Here is a 20,877-nt window from a genome sequence, read left to right as displayed (position 1 = left end):
CGAGCAGCCGTCTGCTAACCAGCAGGCGGCTCCCGAGCCCGAGGGGCGAGGCGGCGGCAAAGCCGCCGAGGTCGGGGGTGAAGGCGCACGACATGTGCGTGCGCCTGAGGGGGGCGCCTTTAGCCCCCCTGAAACAAACAGCAGGCGCTGAATAAGTCGCCACGCGACTTTTCAGCAGCCTGCTACGACACGTGGGCCGCGACCGGCTCCTCGGCGACGGCGTGCAGGGCCGCCTCGTCCTCCTCGACGATGCGACCATCGAACAGGTGCACCGTGCGGGTGGCATAGCGCGCATAGCGCGGATCGTGGGTCACCATGCAGATGGTGGCGCCATCGTCGTGGAGCTCCGACAGCAGCTGCATCACCGCTTCGCTGTTCTTCGAGTCGAGGTTTCCGGTGGGCTCGTCGGCGAGCAGGATCGACGGCTTGCCGGCGACCGCCCGGGCGACCGCGACGCGCTGCTGCTGACCGCCCGAGAGCTGGCTCGGAAAGTGCTTCATGCGGTGCGCCATCTCGACCCGCTCGAGGGCTTCCTGGACCCGCTGGCGGCGCTCCGAGGAAGGCATGCCGCGGTAGGTCAAGGGCAGCTCGACGTTCTCGTAGACGGTGAGATCGCCAATCAGGTTGAACGCCTGGAAGATGAAGCCGATCTCGCGGTTGCGAATGCGGGCCCGCTCCGAGAAGGAGAGGTTGGCGACTTCCTGGCTGTTGAGGCGGTAGCGCCCCTCGGTGGGCGTGTCGAGCAGGCCGAGGATCGACAGCAGGGTCGACTTGCCGCAGCCGGAGGGGCCGGCGATGGAGAGGTACTCGCCAGCTTCGATGGCGAGGTGGATGCCGGCGAGGGCGTGGGTTTCGACCTCGTCGGTGTAGAAGACCTTGGTGATGTCGGTCAGCTGAATCAGGCTGTCTTGGTTCGAGCTCATGATGTTCTCCTCGTATTTCGAATGGCGGCCGGGCCGCCGATCAGCGCAGGCGAATGCGGTCGCTGCCTTCCCAGGCGGAGGGGTCCGAGAGGATCACTCGGTCCCCTTCCTGCAGCCCGGAGACGACTTCGACGGTGTTGACCGAAGTGCGTCCGATCTGGACGTTCACCGGTATCGCCTCGCGGCCGTCTTCCACCAACTTGAAGAGCTGGATGGTGGCGTCGCGCTGACCGCGAGCCGGGCGGCCGACGAAGAGCACGTCGTCGAGGCGTTCGATCTCGATGGTGCCGTCGACGGAGAGGTCCGGGCGGGCTCCGGCCGGCAGCTCTTCCGTGAACGAGACGTCGACCAGCACGTAGCCGTCCTGCACCGCGGGATCGATGCGGGTGACCTCGCCCTGGGCGATGCCGTTGCGGGTGTCGACTTCGGCTTGCTGGCCGACGCCGAGGTCCTTGGCCTGGGTTTCGGGGATGCGCAGCTCGGCCTTCAAGGTGTCCGGCTGAGCGACCCGCGCCAGCAGGTCACCGGGGGCGACTCGCTGGCCGACCTCGAGGGGCAGCTCCTGGAGCACGCCGTCGAGACCGGCTTTGACCTTGAGGGCATCGAGCTGCTTGCGGCGCAGCTCGAAGAGGGAGCGCAACTGGTCGACCCGGGCGCGCTCCGAGGCGAGCTGAGCGGAGTTCGACTCGGCGGTCTTCTCGAGGCGCTGCTGCTCGATCTCGTGGCGCCGCTCGAGCTGCCGCTCGTCGAGGCGGGACTTCTTGAGATTGATCTCCGGAATCAGGCCTTCGCGAGAGAGCTCTTCGTCGGCCTCCGCCTGCAGCTTGGCGGCGGCGAGGTCCGACTCGACGCCGAAGGCAGCGGCTTCTTGGTCGAGTAGCTGGCTCGACAGCCGAACCTCGAGATCGGTGTACTCGGCTTCCGCCTCCCGCAGTCGCAGCTCGGCGTCGAGGGCCTCTTGCTCGAGCTCGGGATTCGTCAGCTCGAGCAGCACCGTGTCGTTCTCGACGGCCGAGCCGGGGCGGATCAGGATGCGGTCGACACTGCCCTCGCGCAGGGCCGGAATCCAGCGGATGTTCTCCGGCACCAGGGTGCCGGGGCCTCGTACCTGACGGACGAAAGTGCCGCGTTGGACGGTGTCGTCCCACACCGAGTCCTTGTCGACGACCCGCGCCGCGGGCTCGAGATTGGCGACGGCGGCGCTCACCGCCACCAGCACCAGGACGCCGGCCACCAGCAGGGCGACACGGCGGATTTTCTTCTTGCGCAGTACCGAGGGGTCTCTTGGCTTATCCATAGGTTTGGTTCTCCCGCTACCGAAGAAGAGCAGCTTCCGTGCCACCGGCGAGCCCGCCTGAAACCGCGGTGAAAGGCGCCTCGAAGGCTGACTCGGCGTCCGAAATCGAGAGGGCCCGTCCCAGAATCGGACACGTGGTGGATCGGATATAGATCTTATTCGGAATATTTATCTTAACGGATTTCATGGCAAATGAAACCGCTCAGCGGTTTCCCCGGCAGTCTGCTAGCCTGCGGTCGGCGAAGAGGAGGCTCCCGATGTCCGTCGAACAACACCGTCAGCAAGCGGCTTCCGAACTGGGTTTTTCCGGAATCACCGTCAGCTCGAGCCGCACCGCGGCCGACGACCGCGGTGGCGAATTGCTGCGTCGACTGATCACCGAGTCGGGGCACCGCTGGTGCGGTGGCGAGATCGTCGGCGACGAGGTGGCTGCGATCCGCGCCGCCGTCAGCCGCTGCCTGGCGGCTTCGGAGGTCGATGTCGTGGTCCTCACCGGCGGCACCGGCTTTTCGCCCGCCGATCTGACGGTGGAGGCGGTGACGCCCCTCTTCGAGCGCCCGGTCGAGGGCTTTGGAGAAATCTTTCGCGCCCTCTCCTTCGAACAGGTGGGTGCGGCCGCCATGTTGAGCCGCAGCACCGCCGGCTTGGTGCAGGGCAAGGCGATCTTCGCCCTGCCCGGTTCCCCGAAGGCGGTGGCCCTCGCCCTCGAGCGCCTCATCCTGCCGGAGTCGGCCCACCTTTTGGCGCAGGCTCGACGTGTAAGATAGGCCCTTCGTGCAGTCCCCCGGACCCAGGGAAACAAGGAGCTTTTTTTCGATGAGTCAGATCAGCGAGGCACCGGTGACGGAGAGCCGGATCGAAGCTATCAAGCACCATGTGCGCGGCATCCTCACGGAACTCGGCCTCGACCTGGCGGACCCCAATCTGCAGGAGACCGATCGGCGGGTCGCCAAAATGTACCTTGAGATGTTCCAGGGCCTGTCGGCCGGCGCCGAGCCGAAAGTGACCACCTTTCCCAATGAAGAGGGCTACAGCCAGTTGGTGATGGAGAAGAACATTCCCTTCTACTCCATGTGTGCACACCATCTGGTGCCGTTCTACGGCCATGCCCACATCGCCTATATTCCCGGGGATCGCATCATCGGGCTGTCGAAGTTCTCCCGCATCCTGGAGTTCTACGCCAAGCGCCCTCAGCTTCAGGAGCGGCTCACCGAGCAGGTGGTCGATTACCTCGGCGAGAAGCTCTCGCCGCGGGGCGCCATGGTGGTGATCGAAGCGCGCCACCTCTGTGTCGAGATGCGAGGGGTCAAGAAGGCAGGGGCGGTGACCACCACTTCGGCTCTGCGCGGTAGCTTCCACGACCGGCCGGTGCGGGAGGAGTTTCTTGATCTCCTGCGGCGCTAGGGCGATGCGCTGCAGTCCCGTCCTGGTGGCTTCGCTCCTCATGATCGGGGTGCTGCAGGGCTGCGCCACCGGCTCCACCGGGGCCGAAGGTGATCGCCTGGTCAACCCCACCCTCGGCCCCGACTACTCGCAATGGCTGATCGGTCCGATCGCGCGCATGGCGACGGCGGCGGAGCTCGATGCTTTCGCCGCCCTGCGCAGCGACACCGAGGCCGCGGCCTTCGTCGAGGAGTTCTGGAAACAGCGCGATCCCAAGCCGTTGCGGCCCGACAATCCGCTGCGTGAGACCTTCGCCGAGCGTGCCGATGAGGCCGATAGCCGCTACTCGGAGGCCGGAGTGCGAGGTCGCCGCACGGCGCGGGGCACGATCTACATTCTCTTCGGCGAGCCGGACGACACCGACTATGAGATCCCGATCGACCATCGCGATCCGCCGGTGGAGGTTTGGACCTACGAGGGGCAGCGCGAGGCCGGCCTCGACAACAGCCGGCCGGCGGAGCTCTATCGCTTCATCAAGCGCGGCGAGGTGACCGAGTTCTACATCCCTCGCACTCGCCTCGATGAGCGGCGCGGATCCGGTATCGAAATCGATCGCTACTGAGCGGGTCGGCATGGCCGACCCGTGCCGGGTCCGGCCTGCCGTCAATGGCTTGCGTCGTGGGGTCGAGGTTGTGACCTCCGGCGCCAGGGAGGAGGGTGGAGCATGAGCGAGAGGCGCGCGGTTTTCGCCGGCAGCGGAATTGCCGTTCCGGATCGGGTCATCGACAACCATGCCCTGTCCCAGGTGGTCGAGACCAGCGACGAGTGGATTCGCGAGCGCAGCGGCATCGTCGAGCGCCGCTACGCGGAGCAGGGGGTCGGATCGTCGGACCTCGGCGCCGCCGCCTGTCGCGCCGCCCTCGAAGATTCCGGCATCGACGCGGCCGAAGTCGACTATCTGGTGTGTGCCACCATGACTCCGGACCACTACTTTCCGGGTTCCGGCACCCTGATCCAGCAGAAGCTCGGATTGGCGCCGATACCAGCTCTCGACATCCGGCAGCAGTGTGCTGGCTTCGCCTATGGCATGCAGGTGGTCGATGCTCTGATCCGTTCCGGCCTGGCGCAGACGGTGCTGTTGGTGGGAACCGACGTGCACACCGCCCTCATGCCCTTTTCGGAGCACACCTGGGACCTTCTCGAAGGGCGCTCCGACGAGCCCCTCGATGACGCCGAGCGCCTCAAGAACTCGACCCATCGCCACCTGCTGGTGCTGTTCGGGGATGCCGCCGGAGCGATGGTCTTTCGTGCCGAAGAGAACAGCGACCGGGGCATTCTGGGCTCCGCCCTCTTTGGCGACGGCAACCACAAGGACATCCTCTATGTGCCCGGCGTCGGTTCCGCCGAGCGTCCTTTCGTGACTCCCGAGTCGATCATTGCCGAGCGCTCGATGCCGGTGATGGACGGTCGCAAGGTCTTTCGCTTGGCGGTGACCAGCATGCCGCGGGCGACCCGCGACCTGCTGGCACGCTTCGACGCCACGGCGGCGGATCTCGATCTCTTGGTCATGCACCAGGCCAATCTGCGCATCAACGAGGCGGCTCAAAAGGCCCTCGGCTTGCCCGACGAACGGGTCCACAACAATATTCAACGCTACGGCAACACCACCTCGGCGACACTGCCGCTGTGTTTCCACGAAGCGCGTCAGCTGGGCAAGGTTCCGGAAGGAGGCCTGGTCGGCTTTGCCGCCCTCGGCGCCGGTCTCCACTGGGGAGCCGTGCTGCTGCGTCTCTAGCGGGCGGTGGTCCGAGGGCCGGTGCGACTCAGCGCACCGGCGCGGCTGTCGATTCGCCCCGTCGCCGGGTCGGGGCGAGACGAGAGTGGCCTTCGCGCCCTCGGCGGTCGGTGCCGGATGCCTTCGGATTACCGATTCCGATCTTCTCCTCGAGGTCCGGCAGGATCTCTCGGTGCGAGCGGTCGAAATGGTCCCATCCTGCCCAAATGGGCGTTCCATTTGCTCATTGAACCGCTACAATGAATAGTTCGAGACATCGCAGCCCGAGAATCGAGCGAGCTCGGTAGCCAAAATCGGCGCCTTTCTCGCTGAACAGGTTGGGGAGTTCGGAGGATGAGCGTAGCCCAGCGTCGTCGCTACTATCCAGCCGTCGGTCCGCGCCTGAAGAAATTACTCTTCGTGGTGTTCGGTCTGTTTGCCCTGATTGTCGTCAATTCCTTCTATCTGCTCAGCGTTCGCGGTCTCGAGGCGTTCACCGGCGCGACCTACCAGAACTGGTTCTACATCGCCATGTTCCTGGGCCATCTGGTGCTGGGAGCCTTGATCGTGGTGCCGGTGGTGATTTTCGGCATCGCCCACATTCGCAACGCCCGCAATCGCCCCAACCGCCGCGCCGTCAAGGTGGGCTACGCCCTCTTCGCCACCGCTCTCTTCCTGCTCATCAGCGGCATCGTCCTCACCCGCCTCGAAGGGGTGATCGTGGTCAAGGATCCGGCGGTTCGGTCGGTGGCCTACTGGATCCACGTGCTGAGCCCGCTGGTGGCGATCTGGCTGTTCATCCTGCATCGCCTGGCCGGCAAGCGGATCCGCTGGAAGGTCGGTCTGCGTTGGGCGGCGGTGGCCGGTGTCTTCGCGGCCCTCATGCTGATCTTCCAGGCGCAGGATCCGCGGCGCTGGAACGTCGAAGGACCGGAGTCGGCGGAGGAGTATTTCTTTCCCTCCCTGGCTCGCACCAGCACCGGCGATTTCATTCCCGAGCGAGTGTTGGCCAACGATTCCTATTGCCAGGAGTGTCACAGCGACGTTCACCAGCGCTGGGCGTCGAGCGTGCATCGCTTCAGCTCGTTCAACAACGTTCCCTATCGCTTCTCGGTGCAGGAGACGCGCCAGGTCAATCCGCGCGGGGCACGCTTCTGCGCCGGCTGCCACGATCCGGTGGTGTTTTTCAGCGGCAAGTTCGACGATCCCAACCTCGACGTCATCGAGGACCCGGCGGGGCAGGCCGGCATCACCTGCACCGCATGCCATGCCATCACCCATCTCAACAGCCGCCGCGGCAACGCCGACTACACCATCGAAGAGCCGATGCACTATCCCTTCGCCTTCAGCGACAACCGCACCCTGGCCTGGGTCAACCGTCAGCTCGTCAAGGCCAAGCCGGAGCTGCACAAGAAGACTTTCCTCAAGCCCTTCCACCAGACCCCCGAGTTCTGCGGCTCCTGTCACAAGGTGCATTTGCCGGAAGAGCTCAACGGCTATAAGTGGCTGCGCGGCCAGAACCACTACGACTCCTTCTGGCTCTCCGGCGTCTCGGGGCACGGCATCACCAGCTTCTACTATCCTCCGGAGGCCCAAACCAACTGCAACGGTTGCCACATGCAGACCCTGGCTTCGAACGACTTCGGGACCCGCGTGCTCGACGACAGTGGCGAGCTGAAGGTCCACGATCACCTCTTCCCGTCGGCCAATACGGGGATTCCTCATCTCGAGGGGATGGAAGACTGGGTGATCCAGGCGCATCGCGACTTCAACGAGGGAGTGATGCGGGTCGATCTCTTCGGGGTGCGCGAAGGGGGCACCGTCGAAGGCGCCCTGACGGCTCCGCTGCGGCCCCAGGTTCCGACCCTCGAGCCGGGCAAGCGCTATCTCTTGGAGGTGGTGGTGCGCACCGTCAAGATGGGCCACCACTTCACCCAGGGGACCACCGACTCGAACCAGATCTGGCTAGCGGTTGATGCCCAGAGCGGCAATCGCCAGGTCGGGCGCAGTGGCGCGATGGCGTCCGACGGCGTGGTCGATCCGTGGTCCCATTTCTTCAACACCTACATGCTCGATCGCGAAGGCAATCGCATCGATCGCCGCAACGCCCAAGACATCTTCGTTCCCCTCTACAGTCACCAGATCCCGCCCGGCGCGGCGGACGTGGTGCACTATGCCTTCGAAGTCCCGCGCGACCTCGATGGGCCCCTCGAGATCGAGGTCGAGCTGCTCTACCGCAAGTTCGACACCCGCTACATGCGCTACGTCTACGGTGAGGACTACGTCAACGACCTCCCGATTCTCGAGCTCGCCCGCGACCGTCTGGTGTTCCCCGTCGCCGGGGCCGGCGGTGAAGCGGCGAACCCGGCCAGCCCGATCGTCGAGTGGCAGCGCTGGAACGACTACGGCATCGGATTGCTGCGCAAGGGCGGCAAGTCGAGCGGTGAGCTGCGCCAGGCGGAGGAAGCCTTCGAGCAGGTGGAGGCCCTCGGTCGGCCCGATGGGCCGCTCAATCTGGCGCGGGTCTACCTCGCCCAGGGCACCGTGCGCGACCGCGCCATCGAGGCCTTGACCCGAGCCGCGACCTTCGATCCCCCGGCGCCGCCCTGGTCGGTGGCCTGGTTCACCGGCCTGGTCAACAAGCAGAACGGCTATCTCGACGAGGCCATCGATGCCTTCCGGGGGTTGGTCGAGGCGGATAGCCAGGAGATGCGTCAGCGCGGCTTCGACTTCAGCCAGGACTATCGTCTCCTCAACGAGCTCGGCCAGACGCTGGTGGAGCGCTCGCGGCAGGAGCGCGGAGAGCGTCGTAAAGCGACTCGCGAGGCTTTCCTGGCGGAGGCCATCGAGCTCTTCGAGCGCGCCCTGGTGCTCGATCCCGAGAACGTCAACGCCCACTACAATCTCCACCTGGTGTTGCGTCAGCTCGGCCGCGAGGAGGAGGCGGCGCCGCACTTCGAGGCGTACCAGAAGTACCGCCCCGACGACAATGCTCGGGATCGTGCCATCGCCATCGCCCGCTCGCGCGACGCGGCGGCGGACCATGCCGCCGAGGCGATCGTCATCTACGACCTGCAACGAACCTCGGCGTTGGCCGAGGAGGAGGAGGTTCCCGCTTCGTGAACCCCGACCTACAGCGCACCTTCGACCGCTTGGTGGCCCTGAGGGATCGCCTGGAGAGGGAGCGCAGTGAGGACCCCACGCGTCCGGTCATCGTCCAGCTCGAGAAAGCCTTCGGGGAGCGGCGCCAAGGCCTGGCGTCGGATCTCGGCATCGCCCCCGAGGAGCTCGATGATTACCTGGAGCGGGGTCGTTTCGACGAAGAGCTGGTGCCGGCCGACGACGCCATCATCGGCCGTGCCTTCCGCTACTCGCTGCTCGCCTTCGGAGCCATCGCCCTGGTGGTGTTGCTGGTCCTCTTCGTGCTGCGCCGCCCGGGTGAGGAAGCGGCGGAGCAGGCCATCGAGACGGCGGCGCCGGTGCAGATCGACGAGGCGCCCCTGGCGGAGGCGCCGGAAGTGTCCTTTCGTGATGTCACGGCGGTGGCGGGCATCACTCACGAGCATTTCAACGGTGCCTACGGCGACAAGCTGCTGCCGGAGACGATGGGTGGCGGTGGAGCCTTCGTCGACCTCGACGGCGATGGCGACTCGGATCTGATCTTCGTCAATGGAACCGATTGGCCGCACCGCCGGCGGCCGCGGGTGAGCGGCGTCATCGCATACCGCAACGAAGGCGACGGCGAGTTCTCCGACGCCACCACCGCCCTCGGTCTCGACGACCCGTTCTACGGCCAGGGCGTGGCGGTGGGGGATTTCGACAACGACGGTCGTCGCGATCTCTTCTTCACCGCCGTCGGCGGCAATCGCCTCTATCGCAATCTCGGTGGCCGTTTCGAAGAGGTCACCTCGAGCGCCGGTGTCGGCGGTGATGACGACGTCTGGAGCACCTGCGCCGCCTTCATCGACATCGACAACGACGGCGATCTCGACCTCTATGTGGGCAACTATGTGCTGTGGTCGAAGGAGATCGATTTCGAGGTCGACTACCGACTCACCGGTCTCGGCCGGGCCTACGGTCCCCCGGCCAACTACCAGGGCACCTATGCCTACCTCTACCGCAATCGCGGCGACGGCACCTTCGAAGACGTTTCGGCCACCGCCGGGGTGCAGGTCGACAACCCGGTGACCGGGGCGCCGTCGGCGAAGACCCTGGGGGTTTCGCCGGTGGACGTCGATCGCGATGGCTTCATCGACCTGCTGATCGCCAACGACACCGTCGGCAACTTCTACTTTCGCAACCGCGGCGACGGCACCTTCAGCGAAGAGGGAGGTGCCGCCGGGGTGGCCTACGACCGGGTGGGGAGCGCCACCGGTGCCATGGGGGTCGATGCCGGCTTTTACCGCAACGACGACGACCTCGGCTTCGCGATCGGCAACTTCGCCAACGAGATGACCTCCCTGTACGTTTCCCAGGGTGACCCCGGACTGTTTGCCGACGAGGCCATCGGCGAAGGTATCGGAGCCGTCAGTCGCACCGCTCTGACCTTCGGGCTCTTTCTCTTCGATTACGATCTCGACGGCCGCCTCGATCTGCTGCAGACCAACGGCCATCTCGAGGAGGAGATCAACTCCGTCGACCCCAGCCAGACCTATCGCCAGGCAGCCCAGCTTTTCTGGAACGCCGGACCGGATCAGCGCCAGACCTTCCTGCCGGTGCCCGCCGAGGCCCTCGGTGAGCTCGCCCGGCCGATCGTCGGTCGCGGCTCCGCCTATGGCGATCTCGAAGGCGACGGCGATCTCGACGTGGTGCTCTTCCAGGTCGGCGGCGCTCCCCTGCTGGTGCGCAACGATCAGCAGCTCGGACACCACTTTCTGCGCCTGTCATTGGTCGGAGATCCGGCGGCCGGCGTCAATCGCGACGCCATCGGAGCCTGGGTCGAGCTGACCGCCGGTGGCGTGCTGCAGCGCCGTCAGGTGATGCCGACCAAGAGCTACTTGTCGCAGTCGGAGCTCACCCTGACCTTCGGCCTCGGCGACGCCGAGCGGGTGGACTCGCTGACCGTGCTGTGGCCCGGTGGTGAGCGCCAGGAGTTGGGAGCGATCGAGGCCGTTGATCGCCTGCTGGTCGTCAACCAGAATTCCGCCGCCGACTGAACCGTCCGGCCTGGCGCCGGAATCCACCTGCCGGCAGGACCCCCACGGCCGATGCCGCTACGGGAGTTTCATAGACTAGGGTTTTCGTGACCAAGGGGGTGGAATCATGCTCAAGCATCTTCCGGCACCGGAAAACCCGGTTCGAGTCTTTATCTTCCTCGCGCTCTTCGTGGCCTTCGGGTCGACATCCGTCTGGGCGGTCGGAGGCGCCATCCAGACGATCAGCAGCGGCGGCAAGGAAAATACCTTCACGGCGGTTATCGAAGAGCGCACCATGATGCCTGACATGGTCCTCGACAACGCCGCTCGCATGCGCCTCTGCAGTGATGGAGCGCCGCTCGACGCCATGGACTGCGCGGCCTACGACGGCGGTCTCGATCACGTCGCCGCCGGCACCGGCCTGCGCAACACCGGCTACGGCACGATCCGTCTGCGGGGGTTTCCGCCGGCTGGCAAACCGGTCCTGGCGCGGTTGGTCTGGGGGCGTATCCTCGGTACCGGCGACGACCCGATGGCGGGCAAGAACCGGCTGGCGCTGCTCGACGGCGTCGAGCTCGAAGGTCGGCTCCTCGGCACCACCAACTCGCCCTGTTGGGACGAGGCCAAAAACTTCGCCGCCTACTTTGCGCCGGTCCCTCTGCAGCTCCTGTCGCCGTCGGTGAATGGCGACTATCGGATCGACCTCTTCGGATCTCTGTCCACCGATGGTGGTGACCTTTTCGATACTGGTCGTCTACCTCCCCTCGACGAAGGGGCCAGCCTGGTGGTGGTGTTCAGCGACCCCAGCCTGCCGCGGGAGTCGCTGGTCTACTTTCACTTCGGTCCGGAGCTGCTGATCGGTGATCTGGTTCTCGATCAGCCCCTCGAGCCGAAGCTTCCGACCACCGTCGAGCGCTTCCGCCAGACTCGCATCGGGGCCGACGGGCAGCGCGCCGTGCCGAGCGAGTCGGTATTGCCCTATCGCACCCTTTTCGGGACCCGCCAGGAGCTGGCGGTCCTGCGCGGTCCCGACTCCAAGATCGATCCCACGACCGACTGGAACGGCGACGACGCCAATCCTCTCAACGGCATGTGGGACACCCACAGCAACTCCTGGAACAGCCGTGACACGCCGTCGCTGGTCGGTGCCGAGTCCTACCGCATGAGGTATAAGGCGGTGGAGCCGGAGATCCCGCCGCTGCCGCCGGAAGAGCGTCAGACAGCGGTGCCGGAGCCGGTGCCGGTTTCCGTTTGGCTGGACTGCGTCGCCGTCATCGGCCACCTGTTGACGGCGTATTAGGCTCTGCAGGGCGCCTGGATCGGGACGGATCTAGGACGTGTTTTCGAGACTCGCGAGGCGGGCCGCGAGACGGCCCTCGACGCCCTTGATCTGGTCTCCGAGCTCGCGGACCCGGCCGCTGAACGCTTCGAGCTTTTCCTGTTTGATCTGGCGAACTTCCGGTTTGGCGGCTTGATCCCGCTCTTCTCGCAGGCGTCCGATGATCAGCTCGAACCACTCGCGCTGCTGACAGAGAACCTGGAGCTGTGCCGAGTAACCCTGCACGAGCGTGGCTTCCTCTTGGCGCCGGAGCTGGTGGACGAGCGCCTTCGCCTGGTCGCGCTGGGCGTCGGCGGAATCGCGCAGCTCACGGCCTTGAAACAGCACCGCGACCAAGGCCAGGCCGACGGCGAGGGACGAGAACAGGGTCTCGACGATGACCAGCGAGTCTCCGAGCTCGCCGGTCGAGGTCGGAAGCTTGAGATTTCCGAGGGTCGATCCGCCGCCGAGGTGGCCGAGGAAGACCAGCAGGGACAGGATCCAGAGACCGATCAGGACGACGAGAATCAGGCTGATCAACGAGCGCACGGGTTTCCTCCGAGGACCGAACCATCCGAGACTACAGTTTTTGCGATGAGTTTATATCGCGAAAACTATATCGCACGGACGGCCTCGCCGCGCCAGCCGGAGGCGAAGTCCTCGGCGATGACGGCGAAGGCGATGCTATTCGCCGCCGGCGCGATCTCGAAGCTCCAGCTCGCCACGTCCTCGATCTCGACCCAGCGGTGGCCGAGGACGTCGAGCTGTCCGTCGCGGGTCTCGTGGGCGAGGGACAGGCGGAGGCGTTGGCTGCCGGCGGGGGGCTCACCTTGGAAGCGCAGGGTGAGGCTGCCGTCGCCGGTCGGGGTGAGGGTGAGACCACCGCGGCGGCCGCCGCCGGACAGCAGGTCTCGCAGCCAGCCTTCGGCGACCCGCGGGGGCGTTCCCCAGCGCGACCAGCGGACGCTCTCGACCTTGGTCGTGCTTTCGACCTCGATGGCATGCAGGCGACCGTCTGGGAAACCGGACACCTGGTAGGTGAGGCGGACCCGCCGTCCGAGGCTGTCGAGGGCCGCTTCGAGGGCTCCGGGGGCGCGCACCAGCCGGCCCAGGGTGGTTGTGGCGAGCTCCTCGAGGGCCGGTAGCGGATCGATCAGGCGAGCCGCCAGCTCCGGAAAGCGACCTGCCAGGCTGGGATCCTTGCGCACCGCCTGACGAAAGGCGCGTTGTGCCTCTTCGACTTTGCCGGCCCTCTGCAGCACCTCGCCGAGGGCGACCTCCGCGGCTGCTTCTTCGGTCGCCAGCTTGGGCTGGCCATAGAAGTGGTAGACCGCCTGTCGGTAGGCATCGGCGGCGTCCTCCCACAGGCCCTGGCCGCGGCGGGCGTCGCCGAGCTCGACGAAGGCTCGCGCCTTGGCTGGATTCCAGTTGCGATCGATGCGCACCTCGATGGAGCGCAACGGCCCCCAGCGGCGCTCCGGCGGCTCCGGCTCGGGCCGGACCAGCGGTGCGACGATCCAGCCATAGGCGGCGAGGGTGCGGGCGAAGACCTCCTGCCGGTCGCTCCAGTCGAGGTCGGTCATCGCCTGCCAGTGAAGGCGGTAGAAGCTCGCCGGCTCGAGATCGAAGCCATCGCTGACCAGCAAGACGGCGCGCCGACCGCTGCTTCCGTGCCGGCTCAAGAGGGCGCTGAGCAGGAGATCCTGGCGCTCGCGAACCAGCCGTCCTTCCTCGGCGGCCACCGCCGGCGCGAGGGAGGGGTCGGCCTTCCCGGCGGCGAGGGCGGCGAGGAACTCGCCGCGCAGATCGGCCACCAGGTGGCGCGTCGGCGGTTCCAGAGTGAGGGCGGCCAGGGTGCGCCGCAACAGATCCGGGTCGCGGGTGGTCGTGCCGGTGAGGTCGGCGGTGGCGTCGGCGACCACCACTTCGACCGGGCCGAGGGCGGTGAGGGATTCGGCCTGGGCGCTCAGCAGGTCGGCCGCCCAGGCGACGCCGCCGGCGGCCGTCAGCTGGCGATCGAAGTAGAGCACCAGGGACCACGGCTCGTCGCCGTCCACGGCCACCACCGGCAGCGCCTGTCCGTCCCGGAGGACGGTGAAGCCATCGCTCGAGTCCGGCGATCGGCCCTTGGGGAGCTCGACCACCAGGTCCACCGCCGTCACCTGTGCCCGATCGTCGAAGGTGTCCGACGACAGGGCGCGGTAGCCTAGGGAGATCAGCAGGATCAGTACCAGCGGCCAGCGCGGCGGAGGGGGAGTCGAGTGTGCCATGGCCTCTCAAAGGAGCAAGAGCGGTGCCAGGAGGCCTGTCCCCCGGGGGAGTCGCCGGTCCGTGAGAATCTCGTGATCGGATTTAAACGAATTCGGGAAGTCCACGAGGGTCGGTTCGCCGTAGGATCAGGAGCGTTGACTGATCTGACGTGACAACCATCTTTCCTGAGCTGGAGTGCGATGAACCTTCCTTCCCGTCCAACCGAGAGCTTCCCCTATTCCGTCGAGCAGGTCGTGGGCGAAGGGTCCATGGGCATCGTGTACCGAGCCACCGAGCCGCTGCTCGAGCGACCGCTGGCGATCAAGGTGCTCAAGCCCGGCCTGCTCGACGACCAGCCGGCCGAGGTGGTGCGGGAGTACCGCCTGCGGTTCTTGCAGGAGGCGCGGGCGGCGGCCGCCCTCGCCCATCCGGGAGCCACCACCATCTACCGCACCGGCGAGGTCGAGGGCACGCCCTTCATCGCCATGGAGTGGCTGGCCGGCAAGACCCTGGAGCAGTTGGTAGAGGACGACGGGGCGATGGCGCCGGAGCAGGTGCTGCGCCTCGGCCGCGAGCTCCTCTCGACCCTCGACGCGGCCCATCGGGCGGGAATCGTGCACCGCGACATCAAGCCCGCCAACCTGGTCATGCTCGACGACGGGCGCCTCAAGGTGACCGATTTCGGCATCGCCCGGATCCAGGGACTGGGACTGGTGCAGACCCAGGCGGGCAACGTTTTCGCGACGCCGCGCTTCGCTTCCCCGGAGCAGCTCCGCGGCGTCGAGGTCGATGGCCGATCGGATCTCTTCTCCGTCGGCATCGTCCTCTACTACCTGCTCACCGGGAGCTTTCCGTTCGTCGGCAAAGACCTTCTCGAGGTGTCGATGGCGATCTTCCACCAGGCTCCGGCGCCGTTGTCGACGCACCAGTCGGATCTGCCGCGGGGCCTGGAAGAGATCGTCGCCCGGGCCTTGGCCAAGAACGTCGACGAGCGCTTCCAGTCGGCGGCCGAGATGACCGCCGCCCTCCGCGGGCTCGAGGCGGAGATCTCGGGAACCGCCGTCATGACGACCTCGGGGGCGGTGTCCTCGAGCCAGCTGACCGCTTTGGCGGACGGCGTCGTCACCGGGGTGCCGGAGGATCCGGCCGGCCTGATCGGTGCCGCCGTGCGCTCCTGGCCGGAGCGCTCGCTGGCCCTGCAGCAGCCGTCGGAGCTGCTCGATCGCTTGCTCGAAGTGCCCCTCCACGCGCCTCCCTTCGCGGGTGCCGTGCGAGTCGGCAAGGCCTGCCTGCTGGTTGCCGACGGTCTCATCCTGGGGGCCGTGAACGAGCAGCGCGGCATCGCCGGCGACGTGGTGGTGGAAAGCCTGGCGGAGCGTGCCGAGGCGATCCTCCACACTGCGCCGGGCGGCGCCGGGCAGGTGCGGGTCTTGGCCTCCCTGCTGTTTCCCCCGCGGACCCTGCACGAAGGCCTCGATTCGTCCTTCGTCAATCTTTCGGCCTTGGGCGACAAGTTGGCCCGCGAGTCCTTCGACGGCATCCTGCGCCTCGAGGGCGAGCCGGGCCTCGGTTGGGTCTTGATGTCCGCGGGACGCGCCACCCTTCGCCTGTTCACCAGCGGCTGGCAGGGGCTGCCGGTGGAGCGCCCGTGGCGCGAGCTGGTGTCGGCCCTGCCGGTGCGGGTGCGAGTCGACGCGGCGCGGGTCGAGCCCGCCTACCGGTCCTACCAACGCGGTCTGCGGGATTTCGGCCTGCGGCGCCAGGACGACGGGAGCCTCTTGCCGGAGGCGACGCCGCCGCGGGACCTGCCGGTCGAGCAGGACCCGGCCTATCGGGCCTTGCGCTGGGCCCTCGGCGAGGCGCCCGCGTTCTTCCGTGAGCGCGAGCGCGCCGAGCGCTGGAAGTACCTGATCGATTGGTTCGCCGAGGTTCGCTCGGCGCGGCTCCACCACGATCTGCCGCGCCTCGGCAGCGAGGCCTCGGACACCTTCGATGCCGTCACCTTCGACGCCTCCGGCAAGGTTCTGCATCTGATCAACCGGGTGACGACGGTGACGCCACGAGAGCTCGACGCCTTTCGCGACGAGGTGGTGCGAGCCAAGACGGCGCGCACCAAAGGCGGTGACATCGGCGGCGCGATGCTGGTTGGACGACACATCACCGAGGCCGCCCTCGACGCCTACCGGCGGGCCTCGAACCCGGCCCGCTCGGGCAAGTTTCTGGCGGTGACCGAGAGCTTCACCGGCTACGAAGGATTCGTGCGGACCGGCCCGCGCCGGGGCTTCCACCTGTTGCTGGTGGAGGAGCGGGAAGACGGCACCCTGAGACCTCTGCTGCCCTGACGGTCGGAATCTGAACGGCGGCCGCGACCGTTCCTCGGCGCTCAGCGCAGCCGCGCTCGCACCTCGGCGGCGAGGAGCTCGGCGGCGAGGTGGTGGCCGGCGACGTTCCAGTGGGTGTCGTTGAGGTAGAGGCAGCGCGGGTCGTCGCGAAAGGCCGACAGGAGGTCGACGTAGGGTAGCTGGCGTGCCTCGAGAGCGGGCCGCAGAAGGGCCTGCGGGAGATCGAGGTCGGTGCCCTCTCGGGCGCGCTCCGGAAGTGCCGTCGTGAGTCGCGGGTTGATCTGATTCTCGTCCGGGATCAAGACCAGCAGGACCTGCGCTCCGCCCCGACGGGCGCTCTCGGCGAGGGCCGTGAGGTGGTCGAGGTTTGCCGTCATCAGGGCCCGGCGCTCGGCGTCCGGCGGCCGCTGGTTGCGGCGCAGTCGGCGGCGCTGGATCTTGAGCAGCTGAGGTGAGAAGTCACCGCAGTCGCGGCGCTCGATATGGCGGTTCGCCGGCGCTGAGCGGGTGAGGGCGAGGCGCCCCAGGTGGAGATGCTCGGTCAGCAGCACCTTGGCTCCGCTCCAGCGGCTGGCGGCGGCGTCGCGCGAGATGCGTCGGCCGAGAATCGCCGTCGGCAGCTTGGCGAAGCTCTGCCGTGGATCGTAGGTGTCGTTGCCGACGAAGAACCCCACCAGCACCAGGTCCGGAGCGAAGGCTCCTCCGCGGTGCTCGAAGAACTGTCGGTACTGGTAGGGACCCCAACCCCCGACGCCGGCGTTGACCACCTCGAGGTCCGGCGCTGCCAGCCGCCGTTCGAGTAGCTGCGGGTAGGCATCGGCCTGCTCGACACCGGCTCCGACGGTGAAGGAGTCGCCGATCACCAGCACCCGGCGGACGCCGTCCGCCTTTTCCACCGTGACCTCGTCGTCGCGCATGCCGAGGCCGTTGGCGATGGCGGCGATCGAGCCCTGGTAGCGGCCGATGCCGTGGGGCTTGAGGCGGAAGCCGGTGTGCGGGTCGGCCTCGAAGTACATGCTGCGCTCGATCGAGTAGGGCACCGGCGCGAACAGCCGCAGGGCACCCTCGGCGGTCAACAGGGCGACGACGGTGGCGGCACAGAACAAGGTCCATTGGGGGAGGCGAGCCATCGGCAGGCGGCAGTCTATCGCCGGCGACCGCAGGCGACGGCCGCATCCGATAGGATCCACGGCGCCATGCGAATCGTCACCTGGAACGTCAACTCCCTCAACGCTCGTCGCGACTACGTCTCGCTCTACCTCGACGCCGAATCACCGGATGTGCTCTGCCTGCAGGAGCTCAAGATGGAGGCCGACAAGGTGCCCGTCGAGATCTTCGAGGAACGCGGCTATGAGCTCGCCATCCACGGCCAAAAGAGCTGGAACGGTGTCCTGATCGCCGCCAAGGAACCGATCAGCCGAGTCGAGAAGGGGTTGCCCGAAAGCGACCAAGGGCAGGCGCGCATGATCGTCGGAGAAGTGGCCGGCATCCGCTTCGTCAACCTCTATTGCCCCCAAGGACAGTCCGTCGAGTCGGAGCAGTTTCCCTACAAGTTGAGCTTCTACGACGGTCTGTGCGACTGGCTCGAGTCGAGCTGCGATCCGGCGCAACCGCTGGTGGTGCTCGGCGATCTCAACGTGGCCCCCGAGGCCCGCGACGTCTGGTCGGAGGAGAAACTGGCCGGGATCCCGTCCTACCATCCGGAAGAGCACCAGCGCTGGGCTCGCCTGACGGGATTCGGCCTGCAGGACGCCGTGGTCGACCACGTCGCGCCCGGTACCTTCTCCTTCTGGGATTATCGCGGCGGTGCGTTTCGCTTCAATCAGGGCATGCGCATCGACCACATCCTGGTCACCCCTCCGCTCCTCGGGCGGGTTCGGTCGGCGGCCATCGAGCGTCCCTGGCGGAAGAAGAAGGAGGGCCTCACGGCCTCCGATCACGCTCCCGTGACGGTGACTCTGGACTGAACCTCTCGCCCTCCACCAGCGGGTGAATGGCCTTGTCCTCGTCGGCCGCCGGCGGCGTCGGCCGAGTCAGGAGAGGTCGGGCGTGGCGGTAATCGGACTCGAAGCGACTCACCCGCGTCCCCAGGGTCGCGCCATCGATGCGTCGGTTGGGATCTTCCTCGTCGGCCTCCTGGGTGGACTCGTCGGCCCGGCGGCTGGCTTCGATCAGGGCCGACGTGATCGGGTCCGAGAAGCCGACCTCGCTGGCCTGCGGGGCGGGGTTCCAAGGCGCGCTGGGGTCGGATTCGTCGCTCGGCAGCTGGAGGCCGGAGATGGTGGCGGGGTCGACTTCGGAGGCGGCGAGCTTTTCCGGATCGATCGCCGGAGCGTCGGTCGTGAACAGCGCTTCGATCTCGGCGTCCGGCGATTCCAGGTTCTCGAGATCGCGGCGTACCGTCGACTCGAGCAGCAATCCCTGCCACGGGATCGCCTGTTGGCGGTCGAAGGGCAGCTCGCCCTCGCGCAGGACGCGAAATGAGCCCTGCCGAACCTCCAGCAGGTCGAGGAAGGCCTCGGAGCCGCGCAGCGATCCGGAGCTGCAGCCGGCCAAGCGGCCGGCATCGAACCACAGCTGTCCCCGCGGCTCGTCGTCCACGGTCACCTCGACTCGAACGCGATGACCGCTGTAGCCCAACAGTTGCACCAAGTCTTCGAGGGGAATGACCTCGAGATCGCCTTGGAGTGAGCTCTCACCTGGGGATTCGTTCGGTGAAATTTTCATTGTGTATAAATAATAGTTAGATTAAATTTCAAATTCAACTGGGCTTCCCGGCAGAAGTTCGAGAATGGCGCGTAAACCCTTCCGCTGCTGGGGTCATTCACTGGGCATGAAGGGTAGTGTTCCAGGAGAGCGAGATAGGGTCAGTCCTATGGAGTTGACCTGCCGGCGGGTGAGCCAGGCGCTGGATGACTGGTCCGATCTGCGCGACGACCAGCGGCAGTTGCTGGTCGAGCATGGCGAAGGTTGTAGCGCTTGCCGCCCTCGGATCGAGTCGACGGTCGCCCTCTTCGACCGTCTCGAGGCGGCCCGTGAGCAATATCGGGGGCTGCGCTACGGCGCTGCCCTACGGCGGCCGGAAGCGCCGCGGGCGCTCTCCTTCGGACGTTCCTGGATGCCGCTGGCGGCGATGCTCGTGCTGGTCGCGTTGCTCGCCGTGCCCTGGCTGCGGCAGGACTCACCGCCGCGCCGCGCCGAGGCGGTCGCGCCCGGGGTCGGAGTGACCCCCGGCACGGCCCTGGCGCCCGTGCGGCGCCAGCTGAGCACCGGCCGGCTGCGGCGCCCGGTCAAGCCCAGCGGACTGCGGCTGCGGCCGCCGCGCCGACCGGGGGCTCCGGCGCCGTCCGCGGCGGTGCCTGCGGAAGCCAAGCCGGCGAAGCCCGACGCGGCGCCTTCGGCGCCCGCGGAGCCCTCGTGAAGGCCCTGGCCTTGAGTCCTGCCGCCTGCAGTGTCGCGGCGCCCGACGACTGGGATCTGCTGGTCTCCGGCGGCGAGCCCTTCGCCGGTCTGGAGGTGCTCTTCGAGCGCCACAAGGACTTCGTCTTTCGCCTCGCTTGTGGTGTTCTCGGGGATCGCGATCTGGCCGACGATGCCACCCAGGAGGTTTTCCTGCGCATGGCTCGCGGTCGCCGCCGCTGGCGCCCGCGGGCACAGTTCCGGACCTGGCTCTACAAGCTCACCGTCAACACCTGCCGCGAGCTCGAACGCCGCCGCCGGCGCCAGCGGCGCGAAACGCCGGTCGCCGCCATTGCGGCGGTGCCCTCGCCGCTCACCGACCTGGTGCTCGATCAGGCCTTTCGGGAGCTGCCGCTACGCCAACGGGAGGCGGTCATCCTGCGCTTTCTCGAGGGCTTGAGCACGCGCGAGACGGCCCGCGTCATGGGTTGCCGGGAAGGGACCGTCAAAAGTCACCTCCATCGTGCCTTGGAAACTCTCCGTCGAGGGCTCCAGGCACCCATCGAAAGCTCCGCCGGCGTGTCGTCGGCGTCATCCCAAGAAGGAGTCGTGCGATGAAGAAAGCAATCGCGCTAGTCGTTGCTTTGCTGGCCTTCGGCCTCGTTCCGCAGGGAGCGAAGGCCCAGAACCCTGCCGAGGTGCAGACCATGCAGGAGTTCGTGACCCTGATGGAGGGCTACCTCGGGGTGGCCCACGAGTGGGTCTCCCTGATGTCGGAGCGGGAGCGAACGGTCTACATGGCGATCGAGGGCGTCACCGAGATCTACGAGGCCCGGGAGCAGCGGCGCAAGGCGGTGGCCTACCTCGAAGGCCTGCTCGAGGGGGAGAGTAACCGCACCATCCGCAACATCGTTCGCTTCAAGCTCCGCGACCTCTACAATGAGCTCGGCGAGCCGGACCGCGCCCTCGCTCAGCTCGAGCAGGTGATCGCCGACAACGGCAGCTGACTCCCCCTCCTTTCGCCGCCCCCATGTGGTCACGCCGCGTCGCCCATCG

The 20,877-nt window shown here is 67.0% G+C and carries 18 protein-coding genes; 12 read left to right on the top strand and 6 right to left on the bottom strand.

The genetic code is table 11. From position 1 onward, the window contains the following. Positions 1 to 182 precede the first annotated feature (182 nt). A complete protein-coding gene (locus tag AAF604_12410) occupies positions 183 to 923 on the bottom strand; it encodes an ABC transporter ATP-binding protein (protein ID MEM7050459.1) in 741 nt (246 codons plus the stop codon). A 40-nt stretch (positions 924 to 963) separates the two neighbouring features. After that, positions 964 to 2,220: an HlyD family efflux transporter periplasmic adaptor subunit gene (locus tag AAF604_12405; GenBank protein MEM7050458.1), complete on the bottom strand. Its 1,257-nt coding sequence runs from the start codon at positions 2,218 to 2,220 to the stop codon at positions 964 to 966. A 257-nt stretch (positions 2,221 to 2,477) separates the two neighbouring features. Here AAF604_12405 and AAF604_12400 point away from each other — a divergent pair, with 257 nt between their 5' ends. From AAF604_12400 to AAF604_12370, 7 genes are all read left to right on the top strand, one after another. After that, on the top strand, positions 2,478 to 2,987 hold the full coding sequence (locus tag AAF604_12400) for a MogA/MoaB family molybdenum cofactor biosynthesis protein (GenBank protein MEM7050457.1): 510 nt from the start codon (positions 2,478 to 2,480) through the stop codon (positions 2,985 to 2,987). Positions 2,988 to 3,036: 49 nt separating this feature from the next. Beyond that, entirely contained in the window at positions 3,037 to 3,624 is a 588-nt protein-coding gene (gene folE / locus AAF604_12395) for a GTP cyclohydrolase I FolE (GenBank protein MEM7050456.1), read from the top strand. Between the two features lie 4 nt (positions 3,625 to 3,628). Further along, positions 3,629 to 4,225: a GWxTD domain-containing protein gene (locus AAF604_12390; GenBank protein MEM7050455.1), complete on the top strand. Its 597-nt coding sequence runs from the start codon at positions 3,629 to 3,631 to the stop codon at positions 4,223 to 4,225. A gap of 102 nt (positions 4,226 to 4,327) precedes the next feature. Further along, positions 4,328 to 5,398, top strand: coding sequence for a 3-oxoacyl-[acyl-carrier-protein] synthase III C-terminal domain-containing protein (locus AAF604_12385; protein MEM7050454.1), 1,071 nt, complete (start codon positions 4,328 to 4,330; stop codon positions 5,396 to 5,398). A 333-nt stretch (positions 5,399 to 5,731) separates the two neighbouring features. Next, complete coding sequence (locus AAF604_12380) at positions 5,732 to 8,500, top strand: tetratricopeptide repeat protein (GenBank protein ID MEM7050453.1); 2,769 nt, start codon at positions 5,732 to 5,734, stop codon at positions 8,498 to 8,500. Further along, on the top strand, positions 8,497 to 10,533 hold the full coding sequence (locus AAF604_12375; GenBank protein ID MEM7050452.1) for a CRTAC1 family protein: 2,037 nt from the start codon (positions 8,497 to 8,499) through the stop codon (positions 10,531 to 10,533). Before AAF604_12380 ends, AAF604_12375 begins: the two co-directional genes overlap by 4 nt. A gap of 106 nt (positions 10,534 to 10,639) precedes the next feature. After that, a complete protein-coding gene (locus AAF604_12370; GenBank protein ID MEM7050451.1) occupies positions 10,640 to 11,812 on the top strand; it encodes a hypothetical protein in 1,173 nt (390 codons plus the stop codon). Between the two features lie 30 nt (positions 11,813 to 11,842). Here the strand turns inward: AAF604_12370 and AAF604_12365 are convergent, their stop codons facing one another. Continuing rightward, the gene (locus AAF604_12365; protein MEM7050450.1) at positions 11,843 to 12,379 is read right to left on the bottom strand and encodes a hypothetical protein; all 537 of its coding nucleotides are present in this window, start codon (positions 12,377 to 12,379) and stop codon (positions 11,843 to 11,845) included. Between the two features lie 65 nt (positions 12,380 to 12,444). Then, the gene (locus AAF604_12360; GenBank protein ID MEM7050449.1) at positions 12,445 to 14,100 is read right to left on the bottom strand and encodes a hypothetical protein; all 1,656 of its coding nucleotides are present in this window, start codon (positions 14,098 to 14,100) and stop codon (positions 12,445 to 12,447) included. 180 nt (positions 14,101 to 14,280) lie between these two features. Between AAF604_12360 and AAF604_12355 the strand changes: the two genes are divergently transcribed. Further along, entirely contained in the window at positions 14,281 to 16,422 is a 2,142-nt protein-coding gene (locus AAF604_12355; protein ID MEM7050448.1) for a serine/threonine-protein kinase, read from the top strand. A gap of 41 nt (positions 16,423 to 16,463) precedes the next feature. Here the strand turns inward: AAF604_12355 and AAF604_12350 are convergent, their stop codons facing one another. Then, complete coding sequence (locus AAF604_12350) at positions 16,464 to 17,552, bottom strand: GDSL-type esterase/lipase family protein (GenBank protein ID MEM7050447.1); 1,089 nt, start codon at positions 17,550 to 17,552, stop codon at positions 16,464 to 16,466. Between the two features lie 66 nt (positions 17,553 to 17,618). Here AAF604_12350 and AAF604_12345 point away from each other — a divergent pair, with 66 nt between their 5' ends. Beyond that, on the top strand, positions 17,619 to 18,389 hold the full coding sequence (locus AAF604_12345; protein MEM7050446.1) for an exodeoxyribonuclease III: 771 nt from the start codon (positions 17,619 to 17,621) through the stop codon (positions 18,387 to 18,389). On the opposite strand, the gene AAF604_12340 is transcribed toward AAF604_12345, so the two are convergent. Beyond that, positions 18,346 to 19,149 (bottom strand): DUF4388 domain-containing protein, encoded by an 804-nt coding sequence (locus tag AAF604_12340; GenBank protein MEM7050445.1) that lies wholly within the window; start codon positions 19,147 to 19,149, stop codon positions 18,346 to 18,348. The two genes, AAF604_12345 and AAF604_12340, sit on opposite strands and share 44 nt — an antisense overlap. 169 nt (positions 19,150 to 19,318) lie before the next feature. Between AAF604_12340 and AAF604_12335 the strand changes: the two genes are divergently transcribed. The 3 genes from AAF604_12335 to AAF604_12325 are packed head-to-tail and all read left to right on the top strand — an operon-like array spanning position 19,319 to position 20,828. Then, the gene (locus AAF604_12335) at positions 19,319 to 19,843 is read left to right on the top strand and encodes a hypothetical protein (protein ID MEM7050444.1); all 525 of its coding nucleotides are present in this window, start codon (positions 19,319 to 19,321) and stop codon (positions 19,841 to 19,843) included. Then, positions 19,840 to 20,439: an RNA polymerase sigma factor gene (locus AAF604_12330; GenBank protein MEM7050443.1), complete on the top strand. Its 600-nt coding sequence runs from the start codon at positions 19,840 to 19,842 to the stop codon at positions 20,437 to 20,439. The genes AAF604_12335 and AAF604_12330 overlap by 4 nt, the downstream gene beginning before the upstream one ends. Beyond that, the gene (locus AAF604_12325; protein ID MEM7050442.1) at positions 20,436 to 20,828 is read left to right on the top strand and encodes a hypothetical protein; all 393 of its coding nucleotides are present in this window, start codon (positions 20,436 to 20,438) and stop codon (positions 20,826 to 20,828) included. The genes AAF604_12330 and AAF604_12325 overlap by 4 nt, the downstream gene beginning before the upstream one ends. Positions 20,829 to 20,877 lie beyond the last annotated feature (49 nt).

The sequence above is a fragment of the Acidobacteriota bacterium genome, assembly GCA_039028635.1.
Taxonomy (GTDB): domain Bacteria; phylum Acidobacteriota; class Thermoanaerobaculia; order Multivoradales; family JBCCEF01; genus JBCCEF01.
This window is presented reverse-complemented; position numbering and strand designations above follow the sequence as displayed.

Bases quoted from the DNA above. Each gene is read 5' to 3' on its own strand.
- AAF604_12410 (MEM7050459.1), bottom strand. From the start codon at position 923: ATGAGCTCGAACCAAGACAGCCTGATTCAGCTGACCGACATCACCAAG.
- AAF604_12405 (MEM7050458.1), bottom strand. From the start codon at position 2,220: ATGGATAAGCCAAGAGACCCCTCGGTACTGCGCAAGAAGAAAATCCGC.
- AAF604_12400 (MEM7050457.1), top strand. From the start codon at position 2,478: ATGTCCGTCGAACAACACCGTCAGCAAGCGGCTTCCGAACTGGGTTTT.
- folE (MEM7050456.1), top strand. From the start codon at position 3,037: ATGAGTCAGATCAGCGAGGCACCGGTGACGGAGAGCCGGATCGAAGCT.
- AAF604_12390 (MEM7050455.1), top strand. From the start codon at position 3,629: ATGCGCTGCAGTCCCGTCCTGGTGGCTTCGCTCCTCATGATCGGGGTG.
- AAF604_12385 (MEM7050454.1), top strand. From the start codon at position 4,328: ATGAGCGAGAGGCGCGCGGTTTTCGCCGGCAGCGGAATTGCCGTTCCG.
- AAF604_12380 (MEM7050453.1), top strand. From the start codon at position 5,732: ATGAGCGTAGCCCAGCGTCGTCGCTACTATCCAGCCGTCGGTCCGCGC.
- AAF604_12370 (MEM7050451.1), top strand. From the start codon at position 10,640: ATGCTCAAGCATCTTCCGGCACCGGAAAACCCGGTTCGAGTCTTTATC.
- AAF604_12360 (MEM7050449.1), bottom strand. From the start codon at position 14,100: ATGGCACACTCGACTCCCCCTCCGCCGCGCTGGCCGCTGGTACTGATC.
- AAF604_12355 (MEM7050448.1), top strand. From the start codon at position 14,281: ATGAACCTTCCTTCCCGTCCAACCGAGAGCTTCCCCTATTCCGTCGAG.
- AAF604_12350 (MEM7050447.1), bottom strand. From the start codon at position 17,552: ATGGCTCGCCTCCCCCAATGGACCTTGTTCTGTGCCGCCACCGTCGTC.
- AAF604_12345 (MEM7050446.1), top strand. From the start codon at position 17,619: ATGCGAATCGTCACCTGGAACGTCAACTCCCTCAACGCTCGTCGCGAC.
- AAF604_12340 (MEM7050445.1), bottom strand. From the start codon at position 19,149: ATGAAAATTTCACCGAACGAATCCCCAGGTGAGAGCTCACTCCAAGGC.
- AAF604_12325 (MEM7050442.1), top strand. From the start codon at position 20,436: ATGAAGAAAGCAATCGCGCTAGTCGTTGCTTTGCTGGCCTTCGGCCTC.